Below are 11,918 nucleotides of genomic sequence, written 5' to 3'. Positions count from 1 at the left end.
CATGGAGCAGCCAAACGTTCAGGCGGGGCAATTATATACACTGCAGCTACCATCAAAGTACGAAAGCATAACGCTGCTGGAGGCTTTGATAGAGGAAATTGCTGATAAATACCGCGTTAGCGACGATACCTTTGCCAACATGATGACCTGTTTGAACGAGGCCGTGGTGAATGCTATTGTGCATGGCAACAAGCTGGATGAAAGCAAAACTGTTATCGTAAATGCCGACGTAGAACCAAAACGCGTAATATGGACAATTACCGACCAGGGCGACGGGTTCGATTATAACAACCTGGCCGATCCTACAGCGCCCGAAAGGCTCGAAGAACTTACCGGTCGCGGCGTATTCATCCTGAAACACCTGGCCGATCAATGCATATTCAACGCCAAAGGCAACGAGGTAGAACTACACTTTAAAATATAATGCCTACTATAAATTTCTTTGAAGAGGGTATCAGCTATAAGCTAAAAAACAAGAGCGCTGTACGCAAATGGATTACGGAAACCATTGTAGCAGAGGGATATAAGCTTGATGAACTCACTTATATATTTTGTTCAGACGAGTATCTGCTGCAAATAAACCAGCAATACCTGGATCATGATACCTACACCGATATCATCACCTTCGATAACGCTGAAGAAGAAGGCATCATTGTGGGAGACATCTTTATCTCGGTGGAGCGGATAAAGGAGAACGCAGCCAAATTCTCTGTAACCGAAACACAGGAGCTACACCGGGTTATGATACACGGTGCCTTGCACTTATTGGGTTACAAGGATAAATCTGCCGCCGACAAGAAAAAAATGACATTAAAAGAAGACCAATATTTGGGTACACGTACCTTTTAATGCTATTTTTACCTGTAAATTAGTCATATCCAATTTTTTAACCAATGAAAACTCTTGCATTAATACTTGCGCTGATGTTTGTAACGTCGGCTCCCTCTTCTGTTTATGATTTTAAACTAAAATCCATCGATGGGAAAAATTTCTCGCTGGCTAAGTACAAAGGCAAAAAAGTGCTTATTGTAAACACCGCTTCAAAATGCGGCTACACCCCGCAATACACTGAATTACAGAAACTTGCCGACCAGTACAAAGACAAATTGGTAGTAGTTGGCTTCCCGGCAAACAACTTTGGTGGTCAGGAACCCGGTACCAACCAGGATATCAAGGCGTTTTGCCACGATAACTTTGCAGTTACTTTCCCGATGAGCGGCAAGGTGAGCGTTTTAGGTTTGGATATCGACCCCTTGTTTCAATACCTTACCACTGCTGATAACCCCGATTTTAAAGGTGATATCAAATGGAATTTCGAGAAATTTTTGATCGACGAGAATGGCAAGCTGATTCACCGCTACCGCTCGGGTGTTACACCTTTAGATCCTAAGATTACCAGCGCTTTATAATTCTTAAAACGATTTACTATACAAAAAAGGAGGCAAAATTTGCCTCCTTTTTTGTTGACAGAAAACCCGTGAAAATCTTTAAAAATCTGTGGATTTCTTTGAAAAACCGGGCGTTAATCCTGTTTTGCTGCTGCTTTTTTCTTTGCATTTAAAATCGCTTCCTGCGCCTTCTTTATCGAGTCTTGTTTTGCCTTCAGGGCTTTCTCTTTTTTCTTGAAAAAACCTCTCAGCAGGAAATTGCCCTGAGCGGCCTTCAGGTCTTCGTTGAGGGTAGCGGTGGTGGCGTGTACCCCTTTCATGGTGGTTTGGGCCTGGCGCACGGTACCCTCCAGGTCGCGGGCAATTTTATCGTTGTTGAGCAGGCGGCCAATGCTACCCTTGCCGTTGTTTACTTTAGCTACGATATCGGCCAGGTTGCTGGTCAGCACTTCGGCGTTATCGGCTACCCGGGCAAGCTTGTTGAAAATCCTGTCTACATCCATGGGGTTAACAGCGTTCAGTTCGTTATCGTCGCTAACCTCTTCTGTGCTGGTGATGCCTCCGGGCGCTATCACAATCAGCTTGTCCCCCATTAGCCCATCGCTGCCGATGCTCATTTTAGAGTCTTTCTTGATGAATTTCTTCACCGATTTATTCAAACTAAGATCTACCCTTACCGAACTGTCGGTTGTGATGTTGATGCCCTCTACTACGCCCACGTTGATACCCGCGAAGCGAACATTGTTACCTACAGTAAGGCCGTTTACGTTTTTAAAGGTGCCGTACACCCTAAAGGTAGAATTAAAGAGGCTTTTTTGGTTGCCGATGAAGAATACCGCCAAAAGCAGTATAACGAAGCCTATGATCGTGAATACGCCTATTTTTATTTTTTGTGATGCTGTGGTTTTCATGTTGTTTCGTTAAAAAATGACCTTACCAGTTCGTTATCCGAGTTTTGCAGCTCGTCGAAAGAGCCCTCGGCTATATATCTTCCATCATTCATGATGACTACGCGGTCGCCGGTTATTTTGGCGCACTCCATATCGTGGGTAATGATGATTGATGATGTTTTGTATTTCTTTTGCATGTTGAGTATCAGCTCACTGATCTCGCGCGAAGTAATGGGATCCAGCCCCGTTGTGGGTTCATCATAAAGCATTATTTCGGGCTTAACGATCATGGTACGGGCCAGGCCTACGCGCTTGCGCATACCGCCGGAGAGGTCTGATGGCATTTTATCCACCGCGTCGAGCAATCCTACGCCATCCAGCACCTCTTCTACGCGCTGGTCTATCTCTGCTTGGTCGCGCATCTTCAACACGCGTGTAAGCGGAAATTCCAGGTTCTCGCGCACGGTCATCGAGTCGTACAATGCCCCGCTTTGGAACAGGAAGCCTACCTTGGTACGCAAAGCCTTCAGCTCGCGGTCGTCCATATCGGCCACCACATCGCCAAACACTTTTACGGTGCCTTCATCCGGGTTCAGTAGGCCTACGATGCATTGGATGGTGACCGATTTGCCCTGGCCCGATTTTCCCAGTACCACTACGTTCTCGCCGCGTTTTACCTGCAGGTTGATATCGCGCAGCACCTCATTACCCCCAAAGGATTTGGAGATGTGCTCAATATCTACCACCACCTCATCCGGGTTGTGCTTTGCCACGTTATTACTATGTATCTGCTCTGCCATATTACCTGTAAAATAAAATGCTGGTTATCTGTACGGCAATGGCGTCTATCACGAATATCCACAGCGAGGCTGTTACCACAGCTGAGTTGGCGGCCAACCCCACGCTTTCGGTACCTTTATTAGAGTGGAAACCCTTGTAACAGCCTACAAAGCCTATCGCGAAGCCGAAGAATATGGTTTTTACGATTGCGGGTAACAGATCGATAAATTCGAGCGAGGCGATGCATTTGCGGAAGTATAAGGCGAAGCTTAGGTCATCGGTAAAGTTAAGGGCCAGGTAACCGCCAAAAAGGCCTATCACATCGCCCATTAGCGCCAAAATGGGCACCATAATGGCCGTGGCCAATATGCGGGTAACTACCAGGTATTGCATCGGGTTTGCACCCGATACTTCCATGGCATCTATCTGCTCGGTAACTTTCATACTCCCCAACTCGGCGCCAATGCTGGATGCTATTTTGCCGGCGCAGATGATAGCGGTAATTACCGGCCCCATCTCGCGGATGAAGGATACTGCCAGCGTTTTGGGTAGCATGCTCTCGGCACCCATATCCACCATAGCCGGGCGCAATTGCAATATGAGCACCAGCCCCATGATAAAAGAAGTGAGGCCCACCAGCATGAATGATTTGTAACCTATTTCGTAACATTGGCGCACAAACTCCTGCCACTCGAAGCCTCCTGTAAAAATATTGCGGAAAAAACGGCTAAAGAAAACGCCCTGTTCGCCAACGTCTTCCATCCATTTTTTATACCCGGTTAATACCTGTTCTGCCATAAATCGTTAATTAATTGCCTGTTATAAACAATATGCCCGATAAATGTTTGCACCGCGATGCGATTTAATCAGAAGTTAAAAAGCGAACCGAATTGAGTGAACACGAATTGAGTGAACACGAATTGAGTCTAATTAAGGCGAATTTCACGAATTATTAAACATAAATAATTAAAAATCAAATAATTAAGATAATATGATGGTTAAAATAATTGTATGCTATTCGTTTTAAATTCTCTTTAATTCGTGGAATTCGTGTTCACTCAATTTACCCGGCTGCATTCGTTTTAAATTTTCTTTAATTCGTGCAATTCATGTTCACTCAGTTTACCCGGCTGCATTCGTTTTTAATTCTATTTAATTCGTGGAATTAGTGTTCACTCAATTTACCCGGCTACCTTCGTTTTAAATTCTCTTTAATTCGTGGAATTCGTGTTCACTCAATTTACCCGGCTGCATTCGTTTTAAATTTTCTTTAATTCGTGCAATTCATGTTCACTCAGTTTACCCGGCTGCATTCGTTTTTAATTCTATTTAATTCGTGGAATTAGTGTTCACTCAATTTACCCGGCTACCTTCGTTTTAAATTCTCTTCAATTCGTGGAATTCGTGTTCACTCAATTTACCCGGCTGCATTCGTTATAAATTCTCTTCAATTCGTGGAATTCGTGTTCACTCAATTTACCCGGCTGCATTTGTTATAAATTCTCTTTAATTCGTGAAATTCGTGTTCACTCAATTTACCCGGCTGCATTCGTTTTTAATTCTCTTTAATTCGTGAAATTCGTGTTCACTCAATTTACCCGGCTGCATTCGTTATAAATTCTCTTTAATTCGTGAAATTCGTGTTCACTCAATTTACCCGGCTGCATTCGTTTTTAATTCTCTTTAATTCGTGAAATTCGTGTTCACTCAATTTACCCGGCTACTTTCGTTTTTAATTCTCTTTAATTCGTGTTAACTCAATCACCACCTGGTCATATAATCGATTGGTTTATATCCCCGTTAAATCCATAATTTTATTTATGCTTAATTTTGCTTTTAAAACTGGCCATCAATGGGATATAAGGCAATTATAGTGGGCGCAAGCGGGCTGATAGGCAGTAAATTGCTTAAGCAGTTGCTCAACCATGCCGAATACGACGAAGTATTGGTACTGGTACGCAAAGAATTAGCGGTTAAACACAAAAAACTGGTGCAACTGGTGGTAAACTTTGATGAGTTGCCTAAATACGCCGCATCAATCACCGGGCATGCCGTTTTCAGCTGCCTGGGTACCACCAAAGCCAATACGCCGGATGTAGCACAGTACCGTAAGATAGACCATGATTACCCCCTTGAGATTGCCCGTTTGGCAAAGGCTAATGGTGTAAAGCAGTTCCACCTGGTTTCGGCTATTGGCGCAAACGCAAAATCGTCTACCTTTTACTTAAAACTAAAAGGCGAACTGGAAGAAGATCTTAAAAGCCTCGGCACAGAAAGCCTGCACATTTACCAGCCTTCTATGCTATATGGCGGCAGGGAAGAAAAACGCACGTTTGAGAAAGTCCTCATCGGGGTTTTTAAGGTGGTAGATCATCTGCTTATCGGCAACCTAAGGAAATACCGCAGCATTGATGGTGCCGCAGTGGCGCACGCCATGTACAAAAACTCCCTGGCCGGCAAACCAGGCACACATACCTATACATTCGATAACATAATAAACGCTTAGTGAGTACATACATTTCGGCCGAGAATTTGGGCCACTCTTTTCATGATAACTGGTTATTTAAAAACCTTACCATCGGCATCAACCGCGGTCGCCGTGTTGCGCTGGTAGGCGTAAACGGCGCGGGCAAAAGCACGCTGCTAAAAATACTTTCGGGTGCTATAAAGCCTACCGAAGGCAAAGTAGCGCAGGCTCGCGATCTGAATGTGGGCTACCTGGAGCAGGATCCTTTTTTCAAGAACGCCGTTACCATCAGCGATTACATCTTCCATGCCGATAACATCCAGCAGCAGCTTATCCGCCGTTACGAGGAGTTGTTAGAAAACGACCCGGATAACATGAAGGAGATGGATAAGATAATGGAGGAGATGAGCGAGATTGATGCCTGGGATTACGAGTACAAAATAAAAACCATTTTGGGCCGCCTGGATATCCATCACCTTAACCAGCACATCAACACGCTATCGGGTGGACAAAAGAAACGTTTGGCGCTGGCCAGGCTTTTAATTGAAGACCCTGAAATATACATTTTGGATGAGCCTACCAACCACCTGGATATTGATACGATAGAATGGCTGGAGAAATTATTGACCGAAGGCAGCAAAACCATACTGATGGTTACGCACGACAGATACTTTCTGGATAATGTGTGTAACGAGATATTAGAAATAGACAAAGGCAAAATCATCCCCTACTTTGGTAATTATGGTTATTACCTGGAGAAAAAAGCCGAACGCGAGGCATCCGACGAAGCATCGTTTCAAAAGAACTCGAACCTATTGAGGAAAGAATTGGAGTGGATGCGTCGCCAGCCAAAGGCAAGGGGCACCAAATCCAAATCGCGCATTGATGCGTTTTATGATCTGGAGGATAAAACCAAGAACAACGGGCCAAAGCAAAACGTTGAACTCACCGTGAAGATTGCACGCCAGGGCAACAAGATTATGGAGATGCACCACGTTAGCAAAGGCTTTAACGGCAACACCTATGTGAATGATTTCAGCTATGTATTCAAAAAGGGTGACAGAATTGGCTTAGCCGGTAAAAACGGCAGCGGAAAATCGACCCTGCTCAACATGATCACAGGCGGACTGCAGCCCGATGGCGGCGAAATAGTAAAAGGTGAAACTACCGTACTGGGCTATTTCAACCAGGCTGGTCTATCCTTTAAGGAAGACGAGCGCGTTATTGATATCGTAAAGAACGTTGCGGAATTTATCACCATGGCCGATGGTAAAATGATATCTGCCTCAGCATTGCTTACGCTGTTCCTCTTCCCTCCTGCCAAACAATACGGCATGGTTTCTAAACTGAGCGGTGGCGAAAAGAAGAGACTGCACCTGATGAGCATCCTGATCAGGAATCCAAACTTTCTGATACTGGATGAGCCTACAAACGACCTGGATATTGATACGTTGAACGTATTGGAAGAGTTTTTGACCACCTACCCGGGCATCCTCATGATCGTATCGCACGATAGATACCTGTTGGATAAGATGGCCGAACAACTCTTTATTATGGAAGGTAACGGGCAGGTGCGGATATATAATGGCAACTACTCGTCGTTCCGTATAGAGCAGGAAGAAGCTAAACAAAGTAATAAAAAACCTGCTGCCGCTGCTCCTGTACAGGTTGAAACGCCTAAGAAAGTAAAGCTAAGCTTTAAGGAAGAGAAGGAATACGCGGGTTTAGAAAAAGAGATAAGCGACATCGAAAACATGCTTAAAGCAACCACCGAGGAACTGAATGTATCCAATATCGACACAAAGAAGCTGCAGCAGTTGACTGATAAGATTGCTTATCTGAACAAACAATTAGATGCAAAAAGCATGCGCTGGATTGAGCTATCAGAATTAAAAGAAGCGTAATGGATTTATCCAACTTTATGGTACAAGTAAAGCTTTCAGATATCATCGCATCTACGGGTGTAATCATACTATTAGCAGCGTTCCTGCTTAATTTATATAAGAAACTGCCATCTCATAGTCGCTGGTATAGTGGTATGAACTTCGTTGGTGCTGGCTTATGCGGCCTATCATCCTACATGATCAGCTTCTACCCTTTTGTAGTTTTAGAGAGTATTTGGGCACTTTTTGCCCTTTATTCGTTCATTGTTCCACGTGGAACATCAGAAAACGAGAAAAAATAACGTTCCACGTGGAACGTTTAATATTCATGATAAACATTGTTCCACGTGGAACATGGAGGTTATATGTTTAAGAAATATAATGTAATAGTGGTTGGTGCCGGGCACGCAGGCTGTGAAGCTGCTGCTGCTGCCGCCAACCTTGGTTCATCTGTTTTGCTCATCACTATGAACATGGGGACAATTGCTCAGATGAGTTGTAACCCCGCTATGGGTGGCGTTGCCAAGGGCCAAATAGTGCGCGAGATTGATGCATTGGGTGGTTATTCGGGTATTATCACGGATAAAACTTCCCTGCAATTTAGGATGCTTAACCTAAGCAAAGGCCCTGCTATGTGGAGCCCCAGAGCACAAAGCGACCGTGCGCGCTTCGCTGAAGAATGGCGTATTGCCCTGGAGAAAACGCCTAACGTTGATTTCTGGCAAGACACCGTTACCTCGCTATTGGTAAAGGGCAATACCATCGCCGGCGTTAAAACATCTATAGGTGTAGAGATTGAAGCCGATGCGGTAGTGCTTACTAACGGCACTTTTTTGAATGGTGTTATCCATATTGGCGAGAAGAAATTTGGCGGTGGCCGCTCCGGAGAGAAAGCAGCAACCGGTTTAACCGAGCAGTTGATAACACTTGGGTTCGATTCGGGCAGAATGAAAACTGGTACCCCACCCCGCGTGGACGGCCGAAGTTTAAACTACTCGCTGATGGAAGAACAATGGGGCGACGAAGAGCGCGGACGCTTTTCTTACACCGATGTAAAGCTCGCAACCGATCAACGTTGCTGCTGGATAACCTACACCAACCCCGAAGTGCACGAAACTTTAAAAGAAGGTTTCGAGCGTTCGCCCATGTTTACCGGTAGAATTAAAGGTTTAGGTCCTCGTTACTGCCCTTCTATTGAAGACAAGATAAACCGCTTTGCAGAGCGCGACCGCCACCAAATCTTTGTAGAACCCGAAGGCTGGAACACCTGCGAAATCTATGTAAATGGTTTCTCTACCTCCTTACCAGAGGACGTGCAATACAAAGCGCTAACCAAAATACCGGGCTTCGAAACCGCTAAAATGTTCCGCCCGGGTTATGCTATCGAGTACGATTACTTCCCGCCTACCCAATTGGGTTTAACTTTGGAGACCAAACTGATTAGCAACCTGTACTTCGCCGGTCAGATAAACGGAACAACAGGTTATGAAGAAGCGGCATCGCAAGGTTTCATAGCGGGCATCAACGCGCATCAAAAGATAAACGATAAGCACGAACTGATCCTGAAAAGATCGGAATCGTATATCGGTGTGTTGATAGATGACCTGGTAACTAAAGGTACCGAAGAGCCTTACCGCATGTTCACCTCAAGGGCAGAGCATCGTTTGCTGCTGCGCCAGGACAATGCCGATATACGCCTTAGTCCGATGGGACATGAGCTTGGCCTGATAAACGATGAACGCCTGGATAAGGTGAATACAAAAATCAAAAAATCTGATGAGTTGGTTGCTTTTACCCGCAGTAAAAGCGTAGACCCTGCTACTATAAATAACCTGCTGGAAGAGTTAGGTACCAGCCCGATAAACCAAAGTGCCAAACTGTTCAATTTATTAAGCCGCCCGCAAATAGGCTTTAAAGATCTAAAAGGCATCGACCCTACCCTGCAGGATAAGCTTTCGGCACTGGATAAAGAAACTATTGAGCAGGCTGAAATAAAAATCAAATACGAGAGTTATTTTATCAAGGAAATGGAAATCGTAGAAAAGATGAAAAAAATGGAAGACAGGGAAATCAACCCGGAATTCGATTACAGCCAATTGGTTTCCCTTTCTAAAGAAGCACGCGAAAAATTAAAACGTATAAAACCACGCACTTTGGGCCAGGCATCGCGCATTTCGGGTGTTTCACCATCGGATGTGTCGGTTCTGATGGTTCACGTGTCCAGATAGCTTATAAATAACTGTAAATCAGTTTTTTATAAAATATCGCGTATATCGAATTATTTTAATTTTTTAATATCAGGGTTCATCAAAATATAAAAGTGGCTTATAGGGCAAAAAAACTATGTTAAATTCAAAATCGTTTTTTTTGAGCAAAAATTTCTTCTTTTTTATCACCGTTTTGGCACTTTGGGGCTGCGCAGCACAACAAAAACCGCAAGGAGGCCCCAGGGACCTTACTCCGCCAAAAATATTGAAGGCCACACCCGAAAATCAAACCCGTAATTTTAAGGCCAAACAAATCCAGATAGATTTTGATGAGTACTTCCGTCTCACCAATGCATACCAGGAAATCAGCATCACGCCTTTCATGGAAAAACAGCCGGAGTACAAAAGCAGCAAAAAAAGTTTGATCATAGATTTTAAAGATTCACTTTTAAAAAACACCACTTACGTCATCAATTTTGGTAAAGCCGTCGCCGATGTAAACGAAGGCAATGTGCTTAAAAATTTCACCTACGTTTTTTCAACAGGCAGCCACATCGATTCATTGAGTCTATCGGGTAACGTTATCAACTCTACCACGGGCCTCAAAGAAAAAGACGCGTTGGTTTTCCTTTTCCCGGTAAGCCAGGATTCCCTCCTCTTCGGTAAAAAGAAACCGACCATTTTTACGACGACAGATACCGCCGGCAATTTCTCGCTCAACAACCTGCGCGAAGACACCTACCGTATCTACGCTTTGAAACAACCAAGCCCGGATAAAATTTTTAAACCGGAGGCCGACCTCATTGGCTTCTCCAAAAAATCCATCGTTGTAGATAAAGACAGCTCCAACATCATACTCAAATTATTTAAGCAAGTCCCCGACAATTTCCGGGTAACTGAAAAGAAATTTACATTGGATGGTAAGTACTCAATGATCTTCAATAGGCCTGTAGAAAAACCATCACTAAAAATATTATATCCCCCTGCACTGGATAAGGAAAAAATAGTAGAGTTCGCCAAAACGAAAGATACCGCTGTTGTTTATATGCGCAACATGGCTTTCGACTCGTTGAGCATAGCCATACTGGACAACAACAAACCGATTGATACCATTTACCAATTAAAAAGCAAAAGCGAAAAGTTCGACCGTAACCTGATATTTTCCTTTGGTACCAATCGCGATAATAAACTGAAGCCCGGAACAGATTTATTACTTATCGGCAACTTCCCCCTGGAGAGTTACGACCTGGCCAATATTGCACTATTAGAGGATTCGGTAGCAGTAACCAATTTCACATTGCAGAAAGATACATCGAACCTAAGGCGCTATACCATGAAGTACCGCTGGCGGGCAAATTCAAAATATCAGCTTAATCTGTTAGATGGCGCATTTACAGATATCTACGGCGACAAGAGTAAACGAAACGGAAAACCATTTACGATAGATAAGCCGGAGAACTACAGTCAGCTAACACTTAAAGTAACATTGCCTGCAGATACAGGTAGAATGTATATTGTAGAATTGATGGACGACACCAAAAACGTAGTTCGCAGGGACGTAGTCACCAAAAATACATCGCTGGTATATAAGAATTACTTTACGTCAAAATACACGGTAAGGGTAGTGTACGATGCCAACAAAAACGGCAAATGGGATAGCGGTAACGTAAAACGCCGCGAGCAGCCAGAAATAATTTGGGTAAGCCCTAAAGATATCGTACTACGTGCCAACTGGGAAGCAGAAGAACCTTTAGATATACCCAAAGAACAGACTAATCCATAAACCAGCCGGAGTACATAATATAGTTTTGCGGCAGTTTATCCAATAAAGCCTTTTGCTCATCGGTAAGAGGCTTTATCTTTTTGGCAGGTGTACCGGCATATAAATAACCCGATTCGCAAATGGTGCGCTCTAATACAATAGCGCCAGCCCCTATAATTACATACTCTTCCACCACAGCATCATCCATTACAATAGCGCCCATCCCTATCAAAACATTATTGCGCAGCGTACAGCCATGAACAATTGCGTTATGGCCAATGGAAACATTATCGCCAATATTAGTTGGGGCCTTTAAATAAGTAGCATGTATGCAGGCACCATCCTGAATGTTGGTGTTGTTACCTATTTTTATATAATGCACATCGCCACGGATAACGGCATTAAACCAAACGGAACAATTATCACCCATTACTACATCGCCAACGATGGTAGCGTTCTCTGCTATGAAACAGTCACTACCCCACATGGGGCTTTTATCTTTTACAGGGAGGATTAAAGGCATATTGCTAATGATTGATTT

12 protein-coding genes are annotated in these 11,918 nt (G+C 43.9%); 8 read left to right on the top strand and 4 right to left on the bottom strand.

What is annotated here, in order from left to right; all coding sequences use genetic code 11:
- The first annotated feature begins 1 nt into the window (after window position 1).
- From E2R66_RS03225 to E2R66_RS03215, 3 genes are read left to right on the top strand one after another with little or no spacing between them, the layout of a single operon-like run.
- Entirely contained in the window at window positions 2-424 is a 423-nt protein-coding gene (locus tag E2R66_RS03225) for an ATP-binding protein (protein ID WP_133226423.1), read from the top strand.
- Complete coding sequence (ybeY, locus tag E2R66_RS03220; RefSeq protein WP_133226425.1) at window positions 424-849, top strand: rRNA maturation RNase YbeY; 426 nt, start codon at window positions 424-426, stop codon at window positions 847-849. The genes E2R66_RS03225 and ybeY overlap by 1 nt, the downstream gene beginning before the upstream one ends.
- A 44-nt stretch (window positions 850-893) precedes the next feature.
- Window positions 894-1,409: a glutathione peroxidase gene (locus E2R66_RS03215; protein ID WP_133226427.1), complete on the top strand. Its 516-nt coding sequence runs from the start codon at window positions 894-896 to the stop codon at window positions 1,407-1,409.
- A gap of 113 nt (window positions 1,410-1,522) precedes the next feature.
- Here E2R66_RS03215 and E2R66_RS03210 read toward each other — a convergent pair whose 3' ends face one another.
- Genes E2R66_RS03210 through E2R66_RS03200 form a run of 3 tightly spaced genes read right to left on the bottom strand, consistent with a single transcriptional unit; the run spans window position 1,523 to window position 3,856 of the window.
- A complete protein-coding gene (locus E2R66_RS03210) occupies window positions 1,523-2,299 on the bottom strand; it encodes an MlaD family protein (protein WP_133226429.1) in 777 nt (258 codons plus the stop codon).
- Window positions 2,296-3,078 (bottom strand): ABC transporter ATP-binding protein, encoded by a 783-nt coding sequence (locus tag E2R66_RS03205; RefSeq protein ID WP_133226431.1) that lies wholly within the window; start codon window positions 3,076-3,078, stop codon window positions 2,296-2,298. The genes E2R66_RS03210 and E2R66_RS03205 overlap by 4 nt, the downstream gene beginning before the upstream one ends.
- A 1-nt stretch (window position 3,079) precedes the next feature.
- Window positions 3,080-3,856, bottom strand: coding sequence for an MlaE family ABC transporter permease (locus tag E2R66_RS03200; RefSeq protein WP_133226433.1), 777 nt, complete (start codon window positions 3,854-3,856; stop codon window positions 3,080-3,082).
- A gap of 1,054 nt (window positions 3,857-4,910) precedes the next feature.
- On the opposite strand from E2R66_RS03200, the gene E2R66_RS03195 reads away from it, so the two are divergent.
- The 5 genes from E2R66_RS03195 (at window position 4,911) to E2R66_RS03175 (ending at window position 11,398) form a co-directional block, all read left to right on the top strand.
- Complete coding sequence (locus tag E2R66_RS03195) at window positions 4,911-5,564, top strand: oxidoreductase (RefSeq protein ID WP_133226435.1); 654 nt, start codon at window positions 4,911-4,913, stop codon at window positions 5,562-5,564.
- The gene (locus E2R66_RS03190) at window positions 5,564-7,429 is read left to right on the top strand and encodes an ABC-F family ATP-binding cassette domain-containing protein (RefSeq protein WP_133226437.1); all 1,866 of its coding nucleotides are present in this window, start codon (window positions 5,564-5,566) and stop codon (window positions 7,427-7,429) included. The genes E2R66_RS03195 and E2R66_RS03190 overlap by 1 nt, the downstream gene beginning before the upstream one ends.
- A complete protein-coding gene (locus E2R66_RS03185) occupies window positions 7,429-7,710 on the top strand; it encodes a CBU_0592 family membrane protein (RefSeq protein ID WP_204985849.1) in 282 nt (93 codons plus the stop codon). The genes E2R66_RS03190 and E2R66_RS03185 overlap by 1 nt, the downstream gene beginning before the upstream one ends.
- 63 nt (window positions 7,711-7,773) lie before the next feature.
- A complete protein-coding gene (mnmG, locus tag E2R66_RS03180) occupies window positions 7,774-9,636 on the top strand; it encodes a tRNA uridine-5-carboxymethylaminomethyl(34) synthesis enzyme MnmG (RefSeq protein WP_133226865.1) in 1,863 nt (620 codons plus the stop codon).
- Between the two features lie 115 nt (window positions 9,637-9,751).
- Complete coding sequence (locus E2R66_RS03175) at window positions 9,752-11,398, top strand: Ig-like domain-containing protein (protein WP_133226439.1); 1,647 nt, start codon at window positions 9,752-9,754, stop codon at window positions 11,396-11,398.
- On the opposite strand, the gene E2R66_RS03170 is transcribed toward E2R66_RS03175, so the two are convergent.
- Window positions 11,388-11,900, bottom strand: coding sequence for a gamma carbonic anhydrase family protein (locus E2R66_RS03170; protein WP_133226441.1), 513 nt, complete (start codon window positions 11,898-11,900; stop codon window positions 11,388-11,390). The genes E2R66_RS03175 and E2R66_RS03170 overlap by 11 nt on opposite strands.
- Window positions 11,901-11,918: the final 18 nt, after the last annotated feature.

The organism is Mucilaginibacter psychrotolerans (genome assembly GCF_004519315.1).
Taxonomy (GTDB): Bacteria; Bacteroidota; Bacteroidia; order Sphingobacteriales; family Sphingobacteriaceae; genus Mucilaginibacter; species Mucilaginibacter psychrotolerans.
This window is presented reverse-complemented; position numbering and strand designations above follow the sequence as displayed.